The following is a 22935-nucleotide window of genomic DNA, read 5'->3' as shown; positions in this document are numbered from 1 at the left end:
CCATTTTGCAATACGTCACTATACTGGGCAGTACCGGCACCATTGGTCAGCAGACGCTGGATGTGATTTCACAACATCCGGACCGCTACGCCGTGTTTGCCTTGAGCGCACACCAGAATGTGGATGCCATGTTGCAACAATGCGCGCGCTACAAACCACAATATGCCGTGATGCAGGATACAGATGCAGCGCAGCGTTTACGCCAACGTGTACAGTCTGAAAATCTTAAGATTGAAGTGCTCTCTGGAATTGAGGGGTTGATCGAAGTTTCAGCGCATGAAACCGTGAATGTTGTCATGGCCGCGATTGTAGGCGCCGCCGGATTATTGCCTGCGCTGGCAGCTGCCAACGCTGGCAAAAAGATATTGCTCGCCAATAAAGAAACGCTGGTGATGGCCGGCCAATTATTTATGAATGCGGTCAAGCAAGGGCAAGCGACACTTCTGCCGATTGATAGCGAGCATAACGCCATCTTCCAGGCCATGCCGGGCCAGGCGTATGAGGACATCGCGGATGTTGGCGTCAATAAGATAATCCTGACCGCTTCCGGTGGTCCGTTCCGCAGTTATACGCACGCGCAGCTGGCTGAAGTGACGCCCGCGTTGGCGCTTAAGCATCCCAACTGGGTGATGGGCGCAAAAATTACCGTTGACTCTTCTACCCTGATGAATAAAGGCCTGGAAGTCATTGAAGCGCACTGGTTGTTTAATGCACGTCCTGACCAGATTGAAGTGGTGGTGCATCCTCAAAGTGTCATTCATTCCATGGTGTCTTATGTGGATGGCAGTATCCTGGCACAATTGGGTAACCCCGATATGCGCACGCCGATTGCCTATGGTCTTGGTTACCCGCAACGGATCACTTCAGGTGTCAAACCGCTGAGCCTCGTCGATATAGCTAAGCTCGAATTTGAAGACCCTGATACTGATCGTTTCCCTTGCCTGCAACTGGCCTATGATGCGCTGGCCGCAGGGGGAACCGCGCCTGCTGTCCTCAATGCTGCCAACGAAGTTGCGGTGGCGGCTTTCCTCAAGGATAAAATTCATTATTTAGATATTCCGCGGTTGCTGCATGAAGCGCTGCAAAAACTGCCGGTCGAAAAAGTGAATTCCATAGAGCAATTACTGGAAATTGATGCAAAGGCGCGTACCTGTGTCCAGAATGCGATTGCGAAAACAACAGTCACCTCTGTTTTTAAAGCGGTAGCGCTATGACATCTGTATTGGCATTCATTATCGCCATCGGTGTGCTGGTCACCATCCACGAGTTTGGTCACTACCTGGCTGCAAGAAGTTGTGGCGTCAGGGTGCTTAAATTTTCGATTGGTTTTGGCAAGCCTATTTTTAAATACCAGCACTCGCCAGAATCCACTCAGTGGGTACTATCCTGGATTCCACTGGGCGGCTATGTCAAAATGCTTGATAGCCGTGAGTCCGAATCCCTCGAAACGCCAGTATATCAAGCCACCACCACCGACTGGTCGCGCGCTTTTGACCGCCAACATGTTGCCGCTAAAATGTGGATTGTATTTGCAGGGCCGCTGGCTAATTTATTACTGGCCTTTGTCTGTTACTGGGGCTTGATTGCGCAGGGCGAGGTAGGCCTGAAACCATATATTGGCCCGGTAGAATCAGGTTCACTGGCAGCCGAGGCTAAACTGCGCTCAGGCGACCTGGTGGTTTCCCTCGATAACAAACCGGTCACTACCTGGCAAGACGCCCAATGGCAGTTGCTTGAAGCCTGGGTGGCGCATCAGTCAATCAAAGTGGTCACCCGCACAGTGCAGGGCGAAGCGCATACGCATATCCTGCCAATGGCGGCCTTACCTGGCGAGCCAGAAGGCGATGTCTTGCAGAAAGTCGGCATTTCCATGCAGATGCCTGTCATTCCTGCAGTGGTCGGTGAGGTTCTGCCGGGCTCGGTCGCGGAAACCAGTGGCTTGCAGGTAGGCGATCATATTCTTAGCGTTAATAATAAACCGGTCGAAGACTGGCAGCAGTTTGTGAAGTGGGTGAGGGCCAACCCATCGAAACCATTGAAAGTTGAATATCAGCGTGGCAGCGAAATATTAAAGGTGAAATTGCTGCCGGAAACGGTGGTAGAAGCCGGACAAAAAATCGGGCGCCTTGGTGCAGCGGTCAATATGGAGGCTGTTGACCTGGCACCCTACCGCGTTGAACGCCATTACACCGTAGCCGAGGCAGCCATACGCGCAGTGCACCGTGTACAGGAAACCATCGTATTTACCTTAAAAATGATTGGTAAAATGCTGACCGGGCAAGCCTCTTTAAAAGCGATCAGTGGCCCTGTCAGCATTGCTGATGCAGCTGGGGAAACCGCTGGGCTAGGACTTAAGCCTTATATCGGCTTTATCGCATTGTTAAGTATCAGCATTGCAGTCATGAATCTGCTACCGATACCAGTATTGGATGGCGGGCATTTGTTGTATCATATGGCGGAATTGATTCGAGGAGAACCTTTGCCTGACAAGGTGCTGGAGATTGGCCAGCGTCTTGGTTTGGGGTTGCTGGGTGCTTTAATGTTCATCGCCTTTTTCAATGACATTAATCGTTACCTGGTAGGTTGAGAGCATAGTTAATGAGAATAAAGTCTAGTTCCAAGTTATTGTTGTGCCTGTTAACAGCAATTATCCATCTGAAAGCCTACGCGACAGAGCCTTTTGTCATCTCTGACATTCGTGTAGAGGGCTTGCAACGTACCGAAGCCGGTACGGTGTTTAATTACCTGCCGATGCAGGTAGGCGATGTGATGAGCGATGAAAAGGCCGCACAGGCGATTAAATCGCTGTATTCCACCGGTTTTTTCAAGGATGTACGTATTGAAAATGATGGTGACGTATTAGTGGTGACTGTCCAGGAACGTCCTTCCATTTCCCAGATTGACTTTAGCGGTAACAAATCTTTCCCAACTGACAAAGTAAAGGAAGGCCTCAAACAAATCGGTATTGCCGAAGGACAGATTTTTGATAAATCCTTACTGGATCGTGCCGAGCAGGAAATCAAGCGCCAGTACCTTTCGCAAGGCAAGTACAGTGCAGAAGTAAAAGCAACTTCCAGTCCGCTTGAGCGCAATCGCGTATCTATCCGCTTTGAAATCACTGAAGGCCCGGCTGCTAAAATCCGCGATATCAATATCGTCGGTAATCATCTATTCAAAACAGAGGATTTACGCGCTAACTTTTTGCTGACAACGCCAAACTGGATGAGCTGGTGGAATAAGGATGACCAGTATTCCAAGCAAAAACTGACCGCTGACCTTGAAGCTTTGCGTTCGTTTTATATGAATCAGGGTTATCTGGAATTCTCCATTGATTCAACACAGGTATCGATTTCTCCTGATAAACGTGATGTGTACATCAACGTCAATATCACCGAAGGCGAAAAATACAACATCAGCAAAACCAAGCTGGCTGGCGAGATGCTATTACCTGAAGAGGACCTGCGTAAGCTGATCAATATCCAGGATGGTGATGTATTTAACCGTCAAAAAGTGACAGATGCCAGCAAAAACATTAATGACAAGCTCGGTGAAGAGGGTTATGCGTTTGCCAATGTCAATGCAGTACCTGAAATTAACAAGCTTGAGCACACAGTAGCATTTACTTTCTTTGTTGATCCAGGCCGTAAAGTCTATGTACGCCGCATAAACGTGCAAGGTAACACCAGAACGCGTGATGCCGTTGTCAGACGTGAAATGCGCCAGCTGGAATCCGCCTGGTATGCCGGTGATAAGATTAAGCGTTCTAAAGAACGTATCCAGCGTTTGAACTTCTTTGATAGCGTTGAGTTAGAGACTCCATCCGTCCCAGGGATTAACGACCAGGTCGATATGACGGTGACGGTGGCTGAAAAAGCTACCGGTAGCGTCCAGTTTGGTGCAGGTTTGTCGAGTAGTGATGGTGTGGTGCTGGGCTTTAACGTCAACCAGCCTAACTTCCTCGGTACAGGTAACCGTGTGGCTTTGCAGGTGAACACCAGTAGCTACAATACGGTGTATTCATTGTCCTACACAGATCCTTATTTCACGCCGGATGGCATCAGCCGTGGCTTCGATGTCTATCGTCGAGATGTAGATACCAGCAGAAGAAACTCTTCCACCTTGAACGTGGGTACCTATAACAGCCAGTCTTACGGTGTGGGTATGCGTTTCGGGATGCCTCTGTCTGAAATGGATTTCCTCAGTGCCGGTGTGACGCTGGATTTTACCAGTGTTGATTTGTCCGCTGACAGTCCAATTCAATACCTGAGATTCTGTGAAAACAGTAATGGTTGTAGCAGTAACTCTGTGGTGCTCAATGCGGGTTGGACTTTCGACTCCAGAGATAATATTCTTTTCCCACGCCGTGGTGTGTTGCAACGGTTGTCTGGCGATGTGTCATTGCCAGGCCTGGATTTGCAATATTACAAAATGAGTTACCAACATAGCTGGTTTAAAGACATGGGCAAAGATTTCACCTTGATGTTGAATGGTGAAGCAGGTTATGCGAAAAGTTATGGCGGCAAAAATTACCCGTTTTTCAAGAACTTCTATGCCGGTGGTGTGAACAGTGTACGTGGTTTCCTGAACTCATCATTAGGCCCGCGTGATGTAAACCCGATTTCAGGTTCCGATTTTGCGATCGGCGGTACCAAACGGTTGGTTGGAAATATCGAATTGTTTATGCCAGTTCCATTTGTCTCGCAGTCTAACCAGTTCAGGTTAAGTGCATTCGTGGATGGCGGTGGTGTTTTTGGTGAGAACGATTCTATCAATTCCGATTATTTGAGATTCTCAACTGGTGTCGGTGTGACATGGGTGTCACCATTCGGCCCATTGAAGCTTGTTCTTGCCAAGCCGCTTAAAGAAAAAGAAAATGATGATACACAAACATTGCAATTCCAGTTTGGTCAGCAATTTTAATGGCATCCTGGCTTAAGTTTAGGAATAATGCATACGCAGAAAGGGTAGCTGCATGAGAAGTTTTCTGGTGGTGTGGCTGGGCCTTATGCTGTGGTGCGGACAAGCCTGGTCTGCCGATTTCAAGGTAGGCTACGTGCAGGTCGATAAACTGCTGCAAGAAGCACCGCAGACGGTTGAAACGGGCAAAAAGCTGGAGAGAGAGTTTAGTCCACGCTCTCTGGATCTGGAAAAACTGCAAAAGCAAATTCGTGATCTGGAAGCACAGCTTGATCATGATCGCACGAGCATTAATGAGTCTGATCGTCGTGTCAAAGAACGCCAGCTGAATAATATGCGCCTGGAATTCCAAAGCAAGCAGCGTGAGCTGCGTGAAGATATCAACTTACGCAAGAATGAAGAATTGGCCGTGTTGCAGGAACGTATCAACAAAGCAGTACAAACCGTTGCCGAAAATGAAGGCTACGATCTGGTTGCCTACAGTGGCATTGCCTACGCTAGCAAACGTATCGATATCACCGATAAAGTACTCAAGTTGCTTGGCAAAAAATAGCCTGCGATATAGTCAGAAAGCATTCTAAGGTCTGGTATCCATGACGCAACTTTTTTCATTGCAAGATATTGCGGCGTCATTGGGAGGCGAAGTCAGTACAGGGTCATCGCCTGAAGAAACATCCGTTAAAGTCTCTCGCATGTCTTCCCTGGCGCAAGCCCAGGCTGGATCCATCGCTTTTTTCAATGACACCAAATACACGCAGTCTTTGCAAGCGACGCAAGCCTCAGCGGTTATTTTGCGTGCTGAGCACAGGCATCTGACTGAATTACCGTGCATCCTGACAGAAAATCCCTATGCCTATTTTGCCAAGCTATCGGCTCTGCTAAATCCGCCCAAGCAATATAGCAATCATATTCATGATAGTGCTGTGATTGGCTATGAGACTAAACTCCCTCATGAGCTAACCATAGATGCGATGGTCACGATTGGTGACCGGGTGACATTAGGTAAGGGCGTACGTATTGGCGCAGGCTGCGTAATTGAAGATGATGTCATTATCGGCGAACATACGGTTCTCGAGCCGCGCGTAGTCGTCAAGCATGGCACTGTCATCGGTCATGACTGTCATCTGTTTTCTGGCAGTATTATTGGAAATGATGGCTTTGGCTATGCCGAAGAGCAGGGTCAATGGGTTAAAATACCCCAAATAGGCCGCGTCGTTATTGGTGATCATGTAGATATAGGTGCTAATACCACCATAGACCGGGGTGCCCTGGATGATACTGTCATCGAAGATGGTGTGAAGTTGGACAATTTGATACAGGTCGCCCATAATGTCCGCATTGGCGCGCATACAGTGATTGCAGGCTGTACCGGCATTGCTGGCAGCGCTGTGATAGGTCAGCATTGTAAAATTGGAGGCGCCGCAATGATATTAGGTCATCTGCAGATTGCTGATGGCGTAACGATATCACCAGGCTCCATGATCATGCGTTCAATCCAGCAACCGGGTACTTACACTGCGTTGATGCCGTTCCAGAAACATGAAGACTGGTTACGGACAGCTGCGAATATCCGGCATTTAGAACAAACCAATCTCAAGCTCAAGCAGCTTGAGCAAGCAGTAAGCAGTATAAAAAAACATACAGAAGATTGAGAGAATTTATGGCTGAGAATGCAGTGAATAGCATGGATATTCATGAGATTTTGGAACACTTGCCGCATCGTTACCCGTTCGTATTAGTGGATCGCGTTTTATCGATGGAACTAGGCAAGGAAATTGTGGCAGTGAAAAATGTCTCAGTGAACGAGCCGTTCTTTCCAGGTCATTTCCCTTATCATCCTGTGATGCCAGGTGTATTGATTGTGGAAGCAATGGCGCAAGCAGCTGCCATCTTGTCATTCAAAACCATGAACATTAAACCGACGAATGACTCTGTGTATTATTTTGCCGGAATCGATAATGTGCGTTTTAAAAAGCCGGTTTCCCCAGGTGACCAGATTATTCTGAATGTCAAAATTGATCGTATCTTAAAAGGTATCTGGAAATACAATGCGGTTGCCAAAGTGGCTGACGAAGTGGTGGCTGAAGCCAGCATGATGTGTATTCTCAAAGCGATTGAAAAATAACCCTTATCTACGTATTGCTGCGGTATGCAGCACACATTAAAAGATGCAAAGCCTGATTCATCCTACTGCCATTATTGACCCCAAAGCTGAACTGGATAGTTCGGTTGAAGTGGGTGCATTCACCACCATAGGCGCTGGTGTACGTATTGATGCGGGTACCAAAGTTGGCTCTCATGTGGTCATAGAAGGGCCGACCACTATCGGCAAACAGAATGAGATATTCCAATTTTCTTCCCTGGGTGCAAAACCCCAGGACAAGAAGTTCAAGGATGAACCGACGACACTGGAAATCGGTGACCATAACACCATACGCGAATTTTGTACTTTCAACCGCGGCACCATCCAGGATAAAGGCACGACTAAAATTGGCGACCATAACTGGATTATGGCCTATGTGCATATTGCGCATGATTGTATCGTCGGTAACCATACGATTATGGCCAATAACTCATCCCTGGCGGGTCACGTCACCATTTACGATCACGCTATCCTCGGCGGGTTTACCCTGGTGCATCAGTTTTGCCAGATTGGCGAACATATTATTACTGCGGTTGGTTCTGTTGTATTCAAGGATATTCCACCTTACGTCACAGCTGCCGGCTATGATGCGCAACCGCATGGTATTAACGCGGAAGGCCTGAAGCGCCGCGGATATACTCCGGAAGCGATTCAGCAGATCAAGCGTGCTTACAAAGTGCTTTACCGCCAGGGTTTGTCATTTGAAGAAGCAAAACTGGCTTTGGCTGAAATGGAAAAATCATGCCCTGAAATCGGCCTGATGACCCGTTTTCTCGCGCAAACTACGCGCGGCATTGTGCGTTAGTTCAAAAACACTATGGCTAAAATTGCAATGGTGGCGGGCGAGGCCTCCGGTGATTTGCTGGGTTACCACCTGATCCAGGAGCTCAAGTCACTGCATCCAGATATTCAGATTTTTGGCATTGCCGGACCTAAAATGATGAGTTTAGGGGCTAAATCTCTTTACCCGATTGAACGCCTTTCGGTACGTGGTTACCTGGAAGTGCTCCGGCATCTTTGGGGCTTGCTCAAGCTACGCAAAGAGTTACTCAAACAAATCCTGATACAGAAACCTGATGTGTTTATTGGCATTGATGCACCTGATTTTAATTTCTGGTTAGAAAAGAAACTGAAAGCCAAAGGCATTGCGACTATTCACTACGTGAGCCCTTCCATCTGGGCATGGCGCAAAAACCGTATTCACAGTATTAAACGTGCGGTATCGCATATCTTGGCACTGTTCCCGTTTGAGCCCCCCCTGTATCAGCAGATAGGCGTTCCTGTGACCTATATCGGTCACCCGCTGGCAGATGCTTTGCCTATGGAACCAGATGTGTCGCAAATGCGTGAAAAACTCAAATTGAAGAAGAATAGTGTAGTGATTGCACTATTACCTGGCAGTCGTCAGTCAGAAGTGATTTTTCATGCTGAGCTGATGCTGGAAACGGCCATTTCATTTGAGCGGTTGATGCGCGAGAATGGCAATACCGTGCAATTCCTGGTGCCACTGGTGACGCGTGAAACACGCGATATATTCCAGAATGCATGGCATCAGTTACTGACACAAAAGCCTGATATCGACATCGATATGCAGATCATGTTCGGCCATGCCCATGAGGCCATGATAGCCGCTGATGCTATTGTGGTTGCTTCAGGCACGGCAACGCTTGAGGCAGCCTTGCTTAAAAAACCGATGGTAATCACTTACAAAATGTCTAATATGAGCTGGCAACTGCTGAAACGCATGCGTCTGCAACCTTATGTAGGTTTGCCGAATATCCTGGCGGGTGAATTTATTGTGCCTGAGTTATTGCAGAAGGACGCCAATCCCGAACAAATTGCACAGACGCTGTATAACTTACTGGCAGATAAAACTGGCCTGGCGGTGCTGCGCGAAAAATATCGCGCTATCCATACGCAATTAAAACAGAACAGTGCGCAAAAGGCGGCTGCTGTCATCAGGCAGTTCTTGCCGGCCGCATCATGACTATTCAGCGGCTCTGTGGCATTGATGAGGCGGGTAGGGGTCCATTGGCCGGCGCGGTATATGCAGCGGCTGTGATTCTTAATCCAGAACGCCCCATCCCAGGGTTGGCGGATTCCAAAAAAATATCTGAAGCCAAACGTAATTCACTAACTATTGAAATTAAAGCACATGCCCTGGCTTGGGGCATTGCCAGTGTCAGCGCGCAGGAAATAGACGAGATCAATATCTTGCAAGCCAGTATGCTGGCGATGCAGCGCGCGTACCTGGCAATGGTGAACGATTTTGATGTGCATGCGACCTTGATTCAAGTAGATGGTAATCGGCGGCCAAAGTTTGATTTGCCTTGTGAAGCCATTGTTAAAGGCGATAGTAAAGTCGCTGTGATTTCTGCGGCTTCTATCCTCGCAAAAACAGCCAGGGACGCTTCTTTGCTGGAACTGGATACACAATATCCCCAGTATGGCTTTGCCCAGCATAAAGGCTACCCGACTGCGTTGCACCTTGAGCGCCTGGCGGAATACGGTGTAACGGCTGAGCACCGTCGCAGTTATGCGCCTGTGAAAAAACTGCTTGTTGTGGGTTTAAGCCATCAGTCCGTCACGGCAAGTGGTTAAAACCCAAGCGTGAACAAATAAAAAACCGCTCACTTGAGCGGTTTTTTATTTGGAGCAGATTGGTTACTCAACCAGCAATGCAGTTTTACCTGGTTTACCGTTCATATCGTCTGCTTCAGGCAGAGGATCTTTTCTCGAGGTGATGGTAGGCCATACCGTTGATAGACGCGCATTCAGTTCGATAAAGTGCTGCTGGTCGGCTGGCACATCGTCTTCCGAGAAAATGGCTTCAGCAGGGCATTCCGCGACACACAGGGTGCAATCAATACACTCATCCGGGTTAATGGCGAGAAAGTTAGGGCCTTCAACAAAGCAGTCGACCGGGCACACATCTACGCAATCGGTATATTTGCACTGAATACAATTTTCGGTTACTACATAGGTCATTTTTTCAAATCCTTAGCGGCTTGGTTTCAGCCAAAATATTAGGGTCAGCCAGAACGATATTTTATTGCAAATTAGTCTAATTGACGATGAGTTGCGTTGCGATTGATCAAACAATCATACCCGCGCCAACGGTATTGTTGGTACTTTCGTCGATGACGATAAACGCGCCAGTGGCACGGTTTTTATCATAACTATCCACCATCAACGGCTGGGCCAGTTTAAAGCTGACACGCGCAATGTCATTCATTTTCAAGTCAGCGGTCGATTGTTGTTCCAGCGTATTCACATCTACTTTGTATTGAATCATACCAATTTTGGCCTTGGATTCACGAGAAGTGTGGCGCACAACATACGTACGGGCTGGAGACAGCGGTGTTTCAGACAACCAGCAAACGTGAGCTTCAATCTGTTTCACCGGCTCTATCACTTCTGCGGTTTTCACAATCATATCACCACGCGAGGTGTCGATTTCGTCTTCGAGCAACAGGGTAATACTTTGTTCTGTTTGCGCGCTTTGCAACTGATCATTGCCAATCTGAATGGCTTTGACTTTGGATTGGTAGCCGTTAGGTAATACGGTAACAGCATCGCCTACAGCAATCTCGCCAGACTCAACTCTGCCCATAAAGCCACGGAAGTCATGCAGTTCAGGGTTGGCAGAATCATGTGGGCGACAAACAAATTGCACCGGGAAGCGGAATTGTTCTGCCGGGTCGCTGTGCGCTGCAGGCACCTGTTCCAGGATTTCCAGCAGCGTCTCGCCTTGATACCAATCCAGATTGTCCAGGCGGTCTACCAGCATGTCGCCGTTAAGGGCAGACATCGGGATAAACTTGATATCACGTGCTTGCGCCAAGCCAATTTCGGTAGCAAATGCCAGGTAATCCGCTTTAATTTTTTCATATGTGGCCTGGTCATAATCAACCAGGTCCATCTTATTTACTGCTACCACAATATGCTGCAGACCTACCAGATGCGCCAGGTAGCTGTGTCTGCGCGTTTGTGTCAGCACACCACGGCGGGCGTCGATCAAAATGATTGCCAGATTCGCTGTAGAAGCGGCAGTCACCATATTACGCGTGTATTGCTCATGACCAGGCGCATCAGCGATGATGTATTTACGCGTGCCGGTGCTGAAATAACGGTAAGCCACGTCAATGGTAATACCTTGCTCACGTTCAGCTTGCAGGCCATCAGTCAGTAATGACAGGTCCACGGCATCCATACCGCGTTTACTCGAGGTACGCTCAATATTACTTAGCGTATCGGTCAGAATGGTTTTAGTATCGTATAGCAGGCGGCCAATTAAAGTGCTTTTGCCATCATCCACGCTGCCGCAAGTCATAAAGCGTAGCAAAGAATCATTGTGTTGTGTTGTCATAATGTTCACTTAATTAAAATGCTGAAGAACTCTTGGGAAACGCCCTATGGAATGCTACCCATGGATTTATCTGCATTTTTAGAAATAACCTTCTTTTTTACGCTGCTCCATCGAAGCCTCGGAGGTCTGGTCATCCAGACGGGTCGCACCGCGCTCGGTGATAGTCGTTGTAGCCGTCTCTATCACGATTTTGCTGACATCATCAGCATCCGAAATCACTGGCGCCGTGCAAGTGATATCCCCTACAGTACGGAAACGCACCTGCATGTTGATGACTTCTTCAGCCGCTTTTGGCTGATTAATCAGGCTACCGTCAGACAGGGGCACATTCACCGGGAAAATCGAGCCATTACGCATCACGACATCGCGCTGATGCGCAAAGTAGATGCTAGGCAGTTCCAGTTTTTCGCGCTCGATATATTGCCAGACATCCATTTCGGTCCAGTTTGAAATCGGGAAGGCGCGGATGTTTTCACCCTTATGCACGCGGGCGTTGTACAGGTTCCACAATTCAGGACGCTGGTTTTTTGGGTCCCACTGACCGAATTCATCACGGAAACTCATGATGCGTTCTTTGGCACGCGCTTTTTCTTCGTCCCTGCGGGCACCGCCAATGCAGCAGTCGAAGCCGAATTCTTCAATGGCTTCCAGCAAAGTCACAGATTGATGCTTGTTACGCGGTTCATCGGCCGATTTCAATACCACCGTGCCGCGTTTGATCGAGTCTTCCACTGAGCGCACAATCAGGCGCTCACCCAATTCAGCCGCACGCTGGTCACGGAAGTTCACCACTTCCAGGTAGTTATGACCGGTGTCAATATGCAAAAGCGGAAACGGAAAACGGCCAGGGCGGAATGCTTTTTCTGCCAGGCGTAAAATACATAATGAGTCTTTACCACCCGAAAACAGCAATACCGGGTTTGAGCATTGGCCAGCGACTTCGCGCAAAATATGTATGGCTTCAGCTTCCAGCCAGTCGAGGTGGGACAAAGGTTGTTTAGTTGTCATTTCAATCTTCTATCAATCAGCCACAAATGCTTTCAGGTTCAACACAGCATATGGATTGAACCGTAGTCATTTGTCGTTACTTTTTAACATGCAGTCCGCATTCTTTATTCGTCGGGTCTTCCCACCACCAGCGGCCAGCACGGATATCTTCGCCCATGGCGACTGCACGCGTACATGGCGCGCAGCCTATACTTGGGTAAAACTGGTCGTGCAAATCATTGTAGGGCACGCTATACATGCGGATATAGGCCCATACTTCTTTTTCAGTCCAATCACTTAAAGGATTGAATTTTTCCAGCTTGTTGCCTGCATCGTATTCACGGGTCGGCAGGTTGCTGCGTGTAGTCGCCTGTTCAGCACGCATACCTGTGATCCATGCCCGTTTGCCGGAAAGGGCGCGCTGCAATGGCTCGACTTTACGCATATGGCAGCAGGCTTTACGCAGCTCAATGCTTTCGTAAAAAGCATTAATGCCTTGCGTGCGCACATAATTTTCAACCGCTTCGTGCCTGGGGAAAAACACCATTGGTTTAATGGTATAGGTATTTTCCACATCAGCCATCAATGTGTAAGTTTCAGCAGGCAGGCGACCGGTATCCAGTGAGAAAATCTCGATAGGCAGTTGCTCTTTTGCGATCAGGTCTGTGAGCACCATATCTTCAGCGCCATAACTGTTGGCGAAGGTGATTGCCGGAAATTCGGCAACGGCTGCTTTCAGCAATTCTAACGCTTGCGCACGCTTGGCCTGCACACTGCTGACCAATGCATCAATCAGTTCAGGACTGGTAGCCGGATTTTTAGCGGCCGGCTTAAGCATGCTGACAGCACCACTCATGAGCGATTTACTCTCCGCCAGACAGGCACGTCATCCACAGCACCCTGGTAAGGCTGGCTAAAGTCATTCAGGCTGGCGACGGCCTCTTGTGCAGAGCGGTCAGCGCGGATCAGGAAGCTGTTAAAGCCGGAACGTTTATGGAAAAACAACTGGTCGCGCAATACGTCACCAATGGCGCGCAATTCATTTTTGTAACCGAAGCGGGTGCGCAACCAGTTGCCGAGGGTGAAAATGCGGCCATCAGCAAAGCGCTCAACGAATACAGCAACTAGCGGCAGGCTATTCATATCTGAAAATTCTGCCTGCAAAGCTTCTGCTGTTTCATGGGTTGCCAGCACAATGCCAACATCACCAGCGTCAAAACGAGCTTGCAACTCAGCCTTGCGAGCCTGCCACACCGTCAGCGGTACCAGCACTTTGCCAGTTGCAGGGATTTGTGTGTCGGCAATTTGTTCAGGTGTAAAAGTGGTTTCGCCAGTCAACTTGAACAATACGACTTTACCCGCTTGCTTGCGTACAGACTCTTCACCGAGGGCAGGGGGGATCACACGTATCCATTCATCCTGCACGATTTCAGCTACACCTTCGGCATTCAGACGAATCAGGTTACTCATGCCGTGGCTCCTTTTTTCTGGTCTGCATAAACATGCGCTTTGAATGGCGCGATGCCTAACCGGCGGACAGTATCGATAAAACGCTCATCTTCATGACGTTCACGGATATACACTTCTATCAGTTTTTGCACTACGCCCGGCATCTCTTCAGCCGAGAAAGAAGGACCAATCACGCTGCCGATACTGGCGTCATTGCCTTGCTTGCCACCAATAGTCACCTGATACCATTCAGAGCCGTCTTTATCCACGCCAAGCACACCAATATGGCCTACATGGTGATGGCCGCAAGCGTTCATGCAACCGGAAATATTCAGTTCGATGTCACCAATTTCATGCAGGTAATCCAGATCATCAAACTGGTTTTGAATCGCTTCTGCAATCGGGATGGATTTAGCATTGGCAAGGCTGCAGAAATCACCGCCAGGGCAGCAAATAATGTCTGTTAGCAGGCCAATATTAGGCGTTGCCAAACCGGCTGCGCGTGCTTTTTCCCAAACGGCAAACAAATCAGATAGTTTCACATCTGCCAAAATCAGGTTTTGCTCATGTGAAGAACGCAGTTCGCCAAAGCTGTAAGCATCTGCAAGATCAGCAACTACATGCATTTGTTCGCTAGTGACGTCACCTGGCGCTTTGCCATGTGGTTTCAATGACAAGGTCACTGCACGGTAACCAGGTACACGATGTGGTTGTACTGAACGCTTCACCCAGGTCGCAAATGCCGGGTTGCAGGCAATAGCAGCATCAAATGATGGATCATGCGCTGGCAAGGTTTCATAAGGCATAGGCTCAAAATATTGGGCCACGCGGTCGAGTTCGGCATTGGTAATCGTGAGCGGGCCGTCTTTCAAATGCGCCCATTCTTCTTCTACCTGGCGTTTGAATTCTTCAATGCCCAGGGCTTTCACCAGAATCTTGATACGCGCTTTGTAAGCGTTATCGCGGCGGCCATGCACGTTGTACACACGAATGACGGCTTCGCAGTAAGACAGGATATGCTGCCATTCAAGATGCTCGCGAATTACCGTGCCCAGGATAGGTGTACGGCCCAGGCCACCACCAACCCAGACCTTAATTGCCATCTGGTCATTGCTGTCTTTGTAAAATTCCAGGCCGATATCATGCGCTTGCACAATGGCGCGGTCTTGCGTTGTACCGGAAACTGCAATCTTGAATTTACGAGGTAACAACGCAAATTCCGGGTGGAATGTACTCCATTGACGCATGATTTCTGCAATTGCACGCGGGTCAATAATTTCATCCGGTGCAATCCCTGCAAACTGATCAGTCGTGATATTGCGGATGCAATTGCCCGAGGTCTGGATGGCATGCATCTCGACAGTGGCAAGCTCCGCCAGGATATCCGGCGTATCTTCCAGTTTTGGCCAGTTCAATTGCAGGTTTTGGCGGGTGCTGAAATGTCCGTATCCGCGGTCATATTTTTTTGTAATATCTGCCAGTTTGCGCAACTGTTTGCTTGCAAGCAAACCATAAGGGATCGCAATACGCAGCATAGGCGCATGGCGTTGGATATACAGGCCGTTCTGTAACCTTAACGGGCGGTATTCTTCATCGGATAACTCGCCAGCGATGTAGCGGCGGGTCTGGTCGCGGTATTGGGCGACACGTTCGTTGACAATTTGTTGGTCTATAGGGTCGTATTTGTACATGCTTAAATCACTTTTTCGCCATTGCGAAGAGGCAGTATTTTAATGGAAAACCAGCTTAAAGCCTACATAAATCAATATCATAGCCAGCACAATACGCACCCAGTGCTCGGCAACCCGCGAACTCAGGTGGCTACCGAGATAGATGCCAGGGATTGAACCTATCAATAATGTGCCTAGCAAGGTGTAGTCTATTGTGCCCAAAGAGGCATGACCTACACCAGCCACCAGCGTCAATGGCACCGCATGCGCGATATCACTGCCGACAATAGTGGTGATCTTTTCTTTAGGGTAGAGCATGATGAGCGCAGTTACGCCCAAAGCGCCGGCACCGACTGAAGTGAGGGTCACTAATCCGCCAAGTATGATGCCGAGAATTATCGTCGCTGCGGGCACATAGCGGACGGGAATCCATTCTTCACTGGCAACCAGGGAGATCAGTTTGTTTCGCAGCAACACAGCGATAGAAGTGATAATCAGTGCAATGCCCAACCAGAACTTAATGGTGGAGACGGCACTGCTAGATTGCAAGTCCATACTTTGCAGCGCCCACAATGTGACCATAGAGGCAGGTACGCTACCGATAGCCAGGCGCTTCACAATGCGCCAGTCAATGTTCCCCAGTTTGCCATGCGCAAAAATACCGACAGATTTGGTGATGGATGCATAAAGTAAGTCTGTGCCGACTGCTACCGCTGGTTTCACGTTATAAACCAGCAACAAAATGGGTGTCATTAACGAACCACCGCCAACGCCTGTTAAACCCACCAAAAAACCGACAACAAAGCCTGCCAGTATGTATCCGAATTCCATGAGGAGTATCTTCTTAACTTTAGTGCGCGAAATGTACCAGATTTTTAATTATTGATTTAATAACCAGTTGTTCTATGATATAGCTTTTGGTTATATTGAGCAGGCAATGAAATTTCACCAATTACGCTATATACATGAGGTTGTCCGTCAACAGCTGAATATCTCTTCTGCTTCAGAAGTGCTGCACACTTCACAGCCGGGTGTGAGCAAACAGATTCAGTTGCTTGAAGAAGAGTTGGGCCTGCAAATATTCCAGCGTAATGGCAAACGCCTGATCGGTGTCACCGAACCCGGCCGTAAGATTGTAGATCTGGCAGCACGCGTGATCCTGGATATGCAGAATATCAAACGCGTGGGCGATGAATATAGCCAGGAAGATAGTGGTGAACTCACCATTGCTACGACACACACACAGGCGCGGTACCGTTTGCCGTCTGCAGTTAAACAGTTCATCGCGCAATATCCTAACGTCAAACTGGCGATCCACCAGGGTAACCCGGCACAGGTCACCGAGCATGTGGCTTCCGGTGAGGCCGATATCGGCATCGCAACCGAAAATATCAGTGATGACGAGCGTTTGTCGTGCCTTTCATGTTACGAGTGGAACCGCTGCCTGGTAGTGCCGCCGCAACATCCCTTGCTGCAAAAAGGCAAACTGACATTAAAAGACCTGGCGGATTACCCGCTGATTACCTATGACTTTGCATTTACCGGTGGTACTTTGGTTTCTAAAGTATTTCATGACGCCGATTTACAACCGAACGTTGTGTTTACCGCGATTGATGCCGACGTAATTAAAACTTACGTCAACCTTGGTCTCGGGATAGGTCTTATTGCGAATATGGCCTATGACGAAGTACGAGATGCGCCCCTTAAAAGCCTGGATTGCAGTCATTTATTCCCGAATAGCACGACTTATCTGGGCGTGCGTCGTGATGCTTTTTTGCGTGACTATATGTTGAATTTTATTACCATGCTGTCGCCGCAATACGACAAACGTACGGTGCAGCGCGCTTTTCATCAAGACTTATAAACCCTGCTGGTGATTTGCCGTGATTTTAGTCACATGACTGCTTAGGGCGCTGTGCTGTAATGAACTTCAATTAAAAAAGGAATGTTGACCATGCATCGCTGCATCTCGGGCTTATGTTGTTTGCTATGGCTATGTATGCCGATTATGGGATGTGCGCAGGCGATGGATAAAGGGCCGCACATGCGTGCAATCGGCCATGGCATGCCTGATGTAGATCTGGATAACGCGATTTATGAAGTACCGGTTCAGCCAAATGTCAGCTACCAGGATCTGGTGGATAGCTTAAAGTCTATTTCTGAAGGTTTGAATTTTGTCAGTCCGGCCAATTTCCCGATTGGCGAACATATGAAATTGCGCGGGCAAGACCCACAAGGGATCAAGGAGGTCCGCACCTTTTGTAACCTCAGCATGGGCACGGAAATTATCCTGGATCATCCCGAGTTCCTGGTATTTGCGCCTTGCAGGGTGGCTATATATGAGAAACCGGATGCGCAAGGCAAGCGGCGTTTATACCTAGGGCTGGATAGGCCTACGCATGATCTGAAAAATATCAAAAATCCTACCCCCAGGGCGCAGGCTTCAGCGCAGCAACTGGAAGATGCCTTGATTGGTTTGATGGAAAAAGCACGTCGCGGTGATTTTTAAGCGATTCTTGATCTATCGTTTGCCGCCAACTACCTTCCACTTTTCTGGGGCATCACCTATACTCAACCAAACAATTACTTAAACGAGTGCTTCCCATGATAGAACCGATGCTCATCGCCAAAAATAATGAAACCGACAGTGTGATGTTGCCAAAAATGGCCAACCGCCATGGCCTGATTGCAGGTGCCACCGGCACAGGCAAAACCGTGACCTTGCAAAGTTTGGCCGAACAGTTTTCACGTATTGGTGTGCCGGTATTTATGGCTGACGTCAAAGGGGATTTATCCGGCATGAGCCAGGTTGGCGGTGGCAATGCCAAAGTCGAGGCACGCGTGCAGCAGCTGGCGCTAACGGGTTACAGCAATAAAGCTTACCCGGTCATGTTCTGGGATATGTTTGGTGCTAAAGGGCATCCGGTTCGCACCACACTTAGCGAAATGGGCCCTTTGTTACTTTCCCGCATGCTTAACCTTAACGAAGTGCAAAGCGGTGTACTGAACGCGATTTTCAAGGTGGCCGATGACAATGGCATGCTGCTCTTGGATTTGAAAGATTTACGTGCCATGGCGCAGCACTGTGCTGAAAATGCCGCGACCTACCAGACGCAATACGGCAATATTTCAACCGCCAGTGTGGGCGCGATTCAACGATCATTACTGCAACTGGAAACTGAAGGCGGTGATGCTTTGTTCGGAGAGCCAGCGCTAAACCTGGAAGATATGATGCAAACCGATGCCAAAGGTTTGGGCTATATCAATATCCTTGCGGCGGATAAATTACTGAATTCACCACGTGTTTATGCCACTTTACTATTGTGGCTGTTATCCGAGCTATTCGAAAAACTGCCGGAAGTGGGTGACCTGGAAAAACCAAAACTCGTCTTCTTTTTTGATGAAGCGCATTTGCTGTTTAACGATGCACCCGCAATGTTGATGCAGAAAATCGAACAAGTGGTGCGATTGGTGCGTTCAAAAGGGGTAGGCATCTATTTCGTGTCGCAAAATCCGCTGGATATTCCGGATGTGGTGCTTGGGCAATTGGGTAACCGTGTCCAGCATGCTTTGCGCGCTTTTACGCCGCGTGACCAGAAAGCAGTGCAGGTCGCGGCGCAAACCTTCCGCGCTAATCCAAAATTGAATGTGGCTACTGCCATTACCGAGCTAGGGGTAGGCGAAGCGCTGGTTTCATTCCTGGATGAGAAGGGTGCCCCAACGCCTGTAGAGCGCACATTTATCTGTCCGCCGGAAAGCAGGGTGGGTCCCGCAACCGATGCTGAACGTAACCAGGTAATGACGCAGTCACTGGTTGCGGGAGTGTATGACAAGTTAGTGGACAGGGAATCTGCCTATGAGACTCTCAAGCAACGGGCTGAGCAAGCCGCTGCGGCCACTCAGGAAAAAGCCCCGCAAGAGCAAGAGTCCTCTTCCGGATTTGATCTGGGCGGAATTCTCAGTGGTAAAACAAGCCGCTCCGACTCGGTATTAGAGTCTGCAGCGAAATCTGCAGCACGGGCGATTGGCTCTCAACTGGGCCGTGCCATTATCAGGGGCGTGCTAGGATCTATTCTCGGAGGCAGCAAATCCAAACGTTAATCATCAAACTTGACCTTGAAACCTGAACCAGGGATACGCATGTTAAGTGATATCGAAATTGCGCAAGCGGCCACATTAAGCCCTATCACTGATATTGCCCGGCGATTAGGGCTTTCTGATTCAGATTTGCATCTTCATGGCCAGCATATGGCCAAGCTTACGCAATCCACCGTGAATCAACTGCGTACACAACCGGTGCGTGCCAAACTGATTTTGATGACAGCCATCAATCCGACGCCAGCAGGCGAAGGCAAGACCACCACGACGGTGGGTTTGACCGATGCCTTGAACCTGGCTGGCTACAAGGCATTGGCCTGTTTGCGCGAACCCTCTTTAGGCCCCGTATTTGGCATGAAGGGCGGCGCCACCGGTGGTGGTTACGCGCAGGTCGTGCCCATGGAAAATATCAACCTGCATTTCACCGGCGATTTTCATGCCATCAGTGCTGCCAATAACCTGCTGGCTGCTTTAGTGGATAACCATATTTACCATGGCAACGCCTTGCAGTTTGATCATATTAGCTGGCGGCGCTGTATGGATATGAATGACCGCGCCTTGCGCAGGATTACCATTAACCAGCCGTATGCCTATGACACCGGTTTTGATATTACGGTAGCCAGTGAAGTGATGGCGATTTTTTGCCTGGCGACTGATCTGGCAGATTTAACCCGTCGTCTGGGCCGTATGCAAGTGGGACAGTCAACAAAACGCGAGCCTATTTTTGCCAGTGATTTGCAAGCGGAAGGCGCAATGACCGCCTTATTAAAAGATGCCTTTCAGCCTAATCTGGTGCAAACCCTGCAAGGGTCGCCAGCGTTGTTACATGGTGGCCCATTCGCCAATATCGCTCACGGTTGTAATAGCCTGGTCGCCACGCAAACCGCTTTGCGGCTGGCAGATTACGTAGTGACTGAAGCGGGCTTTGGTGCCGATCTCGGTGCCGAGAAATTTATGGATATCAAATGCCGCCAATCCGGGTTAAGGCCGGATATGGCAGTAGTGGTGGCGACTATCCGCGCACTCAAATATCACGGTGGGGTGGAAGTGGCTGATCTGAATACAGAGAATCTTCAAGCGCTCTCTGTCGGTATGGCTAACCTGAAAAAACATGTAGATAACATGCGCCAGCATTTCGGTTTGCCGGTATTGGTCGCACTTAACCACTTTACGCATGATACCGAGGCTGAAGTTGCGTTGTTACAGTCAGCCGTTGAATCCTGGGGAAGCAGTCTACATGTATGCCGGCATTGGGCGCAGGGTGGTAAGGGTGCACTCGACCTGGCACATGCGGTTGCCAACCTGACGCAACAAACAGCCAATCCAACATTGCTATACCAGGATGATTTGTCACTGACTGATAAACTGCATGCCATTGCACGATCGCTATATGGTGCTAAAGATGTGACATTCAGCGCGCAGGCAGAACAACAGTTAGAGGCCATGGCCGAAGCAAGTCGCGGTTTGCCGGTATGCGTAGCAAAAACACAATATTCATTATCCTCTGATGCCAAGCTGCGCAACGTACCGGTAGGGCATACCTTGCATGTGCGAGAGTTGCGATTATCGCGTGGTGCCGGTTTCGTTGTCGCTGTATGTGGCGACATTATGACCATGCCGGGCTTGCCGAAACAGCCCGCCAGCCAGCGTATCACCGTGGATCCCAGTGGTAGAATAATCGGCCTTTCCTGAAATCTTAGTCATGCAGACGTTTAGTCAACTCGGCCAGGCCGACCAAACCATCAACAAGTCACGCTTTATTGCCCGCGCTGCGCGGTGTGAAAACGAACGCGAGCTCGCATTGTTTTTGCGCCAGTTTGCCAGTGAGCATCAAGGCGCAGGTCACCTGGCATATGCTTTCCGCATGAAAACCGCTGAAGGCATAGTCGCTCGCTTTTCTGACGCGGGCGAGCCTGCAGGCACTGCGGGCAAACCGATTCAGCAAATGCTGGACGGTCAAAATTATGTCAATTGCTGCGTCGCCGTGGTCCGCTATTACGGCGGGATTAATCTGGGCACTGGTGGCCTGGTGCGTGCCTATGGCGGCACTGCCAGGCAGGCCATGGATCAGGCTGGGACAATCCCGTTTATTGAAATGGTACACCTGAAAATTTCCACTTCTTACAAACGCGTTGATGAGCTGACGCGGGAAGTACAAAGATTAAACGGGGAAGTGCTGGACAAGCAGTTTGATGAAGCTGTCCACTTCCTGCTTAAATTACCGGTCGATGCTGCCCGGCAGTTGCAAGCCAAATATTAGCCATTCATGACGAAAGTCCGGAGTCTGCTGTGACCCAAACCCAAAAATTTGATACCGCCACCTATGTGCTGATGGCCGTTTTGATGTGGCTGGTATTAAAAGTACAGCTACTGCCCGCTTTACTGGTAGGCCTGCTGGTATTCGAGCTGATTCATGTGATTTCACCGATTATTGCGCGCAGGGTGCCTGGCAAATATGCCAAGTGGCTGGCAGTGGTTCTGCTCGCGACCTTTGTGATTGGTTTACTGGTGGCGATGGGTATGAGTATCGTGACCCTGATCCGCAGTGATACTGGCGGCCTGACCATGCTGTTTGACCAGCTTGCCCGTATTATTGAAGACTCGCGTGCAGTGCTGCCAGTCTGGCTGAATGACCGCCTGCCCGATGATGCCATTACACTGCAGCAAACGGTGATCGAATGGTTACGTGCGCATTCGGCAGATTGGCAGTTGCTGGGTAAAGAAGCCGGGCACCATTTTGCACATATTCTCATTGGTATGGTGATTGGTGCGATGGTCGCTTTGCATGACGTGCAAACCAAAACTAACCAGCGTCCGTTTGCACAAAGCCTATTGCAGCGAGTGGGGTTATTTGCACAGGCGTTTAAGAATATCGTATTTGCGCAAGTCAAGATTTCTGCGGTGAACGCCAGCCTGACTGCTATTTACCTGGCGATTATCCTGCCGCTTTGCGGCATCCATTTGCCATTTACCAAAACCATGATTTTGCTGACTTTCCTGGTTGGTTTGCTGCCGGTGGTCGGTAACCTGATCTCTAATACCGTGATTGTGATTGTGAGTATCAGTCACTCCTTTATCGTCGCCATCGGGTCACTGTTATTTTTAATTGTGATTCATAAACTTGAGTATTTCCTCAATGCGCGGATAGTCGGCAGCCAGATACGCGCACACGCCTGGGAATTGCTGGTCGCGATGCTGCTAATGGAAGCCACTTTCGGTTTAGCGGGCATAGTAGCTGCACCTGTGTATTACGCTTATATTAAAAATGAGTGCCGCGAGCGCGGTTGGGTATAGGTGCAGGT

22 protein-coding genes are annotated in these 22935 nt (G+C 49.2%); 15 read left to right on the top strand and 7 right to left on the bottom strand.

Annotation, left to right across the window (positions count from 1 at the left end):
• Positions 1-5 precede the first annotated feature (5 nt).
• Genes ispC through rnhB form a run of 9 tightly spaced genes read left to right on the top strand, consistent with a single transcriptional unit; the run spans position 6 to position 9661 of the window.
• Positions 6-1214 carry a 1-deoxy-D-xylulose-5-phosphate reductoisomerase gene (ispC, locus tag ASG24_RS02110; protein WP_055867321.1) on the top strand — a complete coding sequence of 403 codons (1209 nt, stop codon included), beginning with the start codon at positions 6-8 and terminating at the stop codon, positions 1212-1214.
• Positions 1211-2587: an RIP metalloprotease RseP gene (rseP, locus tag ASG24_RS02105; protein WP_055867318.1), complete on the top strand. Its 1377-nt coding sequence runs from the start codon at positions 1211-1213 to the stop codon at positions 2585-2587. Before ispC ends, rseP begins: the two co-directional genes overlap by 4 nt.
• Positions 2588-2598: 11 nt before the next feature.
• Positions 2599-4920 (top strand): outer membrane protein assembly factor BamA, encoded by a 2322-nt coding sequence (gene bamA / locus ASG24_RS02100; protein ID WP_055867313.1) that lies wholly within the window; start codon positions 2599-2601, stop codon positions 4918-4920.
• 52 nt (positions 4921-4972) lie between these two features.
• Positions 4973-5470, top strand: coding sequence for an OmpH family outer membrane protein (locus ASG24_RS02095; RefSeq protein ID WP_055867310.1), 498 nt, complete (start codon positions 4973-4975; stop codon positions 5468-5470).
• Positions 5471-5510: 40 nt separating this feature from the next.
• Positions 5511-6569, top strand: a complete 1059-nt coding sequence (gene lpxD, locus ASG24_RS02090) for a UDP-3-O-(3-hydroxymyristoyl)glucosamine N-acyltransferase (protein ID WP_055867307.1) — start codon at positions 5511-5513, stop codon at positions 6567-6569.
• Between the two features lie 8 nt (positions 6570-6577).
• Positions 6578-7042, top strand: coding sequence for a 3-hydroxyacyl-ACP dehydratase FabZ (gene fabZ, locus ASG24_RS02085; RefSeq protein WP_055825847.1), 465 nt, complete (start codon positions 6578-6580; stop codon positions 7040-7042).
• A gap of 43 nt (positions 7043-7085) precedes the next feature.
• On the top strand, positions 7086-7865 hold the full coding sequence (gene lpxA / locus ASG24_RS02080) for an acyl-ACP--UDP-N-acetylglucosamine O-acyltransferase (RefSeq protein WP_055825844.1): 780 nt from the start codon (positions 7086-7088) through the stop codon (positions 7863-7865).
• Positions 7866-7877: 12 nt separating this feature from the next.
• Positions 7878-9047, top strand: a complete 1170-nt coding sequence (lpxB, locus tag ASG24_RS02075) for a lipid-A-disaccharide synthase (RefSeq protein WP_055867303.1) — start codon at positions 7878-7880, stop codon at positions 9045-9047.
• On the top strand, positions 9044-9661 hold the full coding sequence (gene rnhB, locus ASG24_RS02070; protein WP_055867299.1) for a ribonuclease HII: 618 nt from the start codon (positions 9044-9046) through the stop codon (positions 9659-9661). The genes lpxB and rnhB overlap by 4 nt, the downstream gene beginning before the upstream one ends.
• A gap of 63 nt (positions 9662-9724) precedes the next feature.
• Here the strand turns inward: rnhB and fdxA are convergent, their stop codons facing one another.
• From fdxA to ASG24_RS02035, 7 genes are all read right to left on the bottom strand, one after another.
• Positions 9725-10048, bottom strand: a complete 324-nt coding sequence (gene fdxA, locus ASG24_RS02065) for a ferredoxin FdxA (RefSeq protein ID WP_055825835.1) — start codon at positions 10046-10048, stop codon at positions 9725-9727.
• A 106-nt stretch (positions 10049-10154) separates the two neighbouring features.
• Positions 10155-11429, bottom strand: coding sequence for a sulfate adenylyltransferase subunit CysN (gene cysN, locus ASG24_RS02060; RefSeq protein WP_055867296.1), 1275 nt, complete (start codon positions 11427-11429; stop codon positions 10155-10157).
• A 78-nt stretch (positions 11430-11507) separates the two neighbouring features.
• Positions 11508-12437 carry a sulfate adenylyltransferase subunit CysD gene (cysD, locus tag ASG24_RS02055; RefSeq protein WP_055825829.1) on the bottom strand — a complete coding sequence of 310 codons (930 nt, stop codon included), beginning with the start codon at positions 12435-12437 and terminating at the stop codon, positions 11508-11510.
• 76 nt (positions 12438-12513) lie between these two features.
• On the bottom strand, positions 12514-13272 hold the full coding sequence (locus ASG24_RS02050) for a phosphoadenylyl-sulfate reductase (protein WP_055867293.1): 759 nt from the start codon (positions 13270-13272) through the stop codon (positions 12514-12516).
• The gene (locus ASG24_RS02045) at positions 13269-13886 is read right to left on the bottom strand and encodes a DUF934 domain-containing protein (RefSeq protein WP_055867290.1); all 618 of its coding nucleotides are present in this window, start codon (positions 13884-13886) and stop codon (positions 13269-13271) included. The genes ASG24_RS02050 and ASG24_RS02045 overlap by 4 nt, the downstream gene beginning before the upstream one ends.
• Positions 13883-15556 (bottom strand): nitrite/sulfite reductase, encoded by a 1674-nt coding sequence (locus ASG24_RS02040; protein ID WP_055825821.1) that lies wholly within the window; start codon positions 15554-15556, stop codon positions 13883-13885. Before ASG24_RS02040 ends, ASG24_RS02045 begins: the two co-directional genes overlap by 4 nt.
• Before the next feature lie 39 nt (positions 15557-15595).
• Positions 15596-16366, bottom strand: coding sequence for a sulfite exporter TauE/SafE family protein (locus ASG24_RS02035; RefSeq protein WP_055825818.1), 771 nt, complete (start codon positions 16364-16366; stop codon positions 15596-15598).
• Between the two features lie 106 nt (positions 16367-16472).
• Here ASG24_RS02035 and ASG24_RS02030 point away from each other — a divergent pair, with 106 nt between their 5' ends.
• The 6 genes from ASG24_RS02030 (at position 16473) to ASG24_RS02005 (ending at position 22927) form a co-directional block, all read left to right on the top strand.
• Positions 16473-17399 carry a CysB family HTH-type transcriptional regulator gene (locus tag ASG24_RS02030; protein WP_055825815.1) on the top strand — a complete coding sequence of 309 codons (927 nt, stop codon included), beginning with the start codon at positions 16473-16475 and terminating at the stop codon, positions 17397-17399.
• A gap of 144 nt (positions 17400-17543) precedes the next feature.
• Complete coding sequence (locus ASG24_RS02025; RefSeq protein WP_235562310.1) at positions 17544-18044, top strand: DUF302 domain-containing protein; 501 nt, start codon at positions 17544-17546, stop codon at positions 18042-18044.
• Positions 18045-18139: 95 nt separating this feature from the next.
• Positions 18140-19636 carry a helicase HerA-like domain-containing protein gene (locus tag ASG24_RS02020; protein WP_055867284.1) on the top strand — a complete coding sequence of 499 codons (1497 nt, stop codon included), beginning with the start codon at positions 18140-18142 and terminating at the stop codon, positions 19634-19636.
• Between the two features lie 39 nt (positions 19637-19675).
• Positions 19676-21325, top strand: coding sequence for a formate--tetrahydrofolate ligase (locus tag ASG24_RS02015; protein WP_055867281.1), 1650 nt, complete (start codon positions 19676-19678; stop codon positions 21323-21325).
• A 10-nt stretch (positions 21326-21335) separates the two neighbouring features.
• Positions 21336-21893 carry a YigZ family protein gene (locus ASG24_RS02010; RefSeq protein ID WP_055867279.1) on the top strand — a complete coding sequence of 186 codons (558 nt, stop codon included), beginning with the start codon at positions 21336-21338 and terminating at the stop codon, positions 21891-21893.
• A 29-nt stretch (positions 21894-21922) separates the two neighbouring features.
• A complete protein-coding gene (locus ASG24_RS02005) occupies positions 21923-22927 on the top strand; it encodes an AI-2E family transporter (RefSeq protein ID WP_055825798.1) in 1005 nt (334 codons plus the stop codon).
• Positions 22928-22935 lie beyond the last annotated feature (8 nt).

This window comes from Methylophilus sp. Leaf414 (genome assembly GCF_001425425.1).
GTDB lineage: Bacteria > Pseudomonadota > Gammaproteobacteria > Burkholderiales > Methylophilaceae > Methylophilus.
This window is presented reverse-complemented; position numbering and strand designations above follow the sequence as displayed.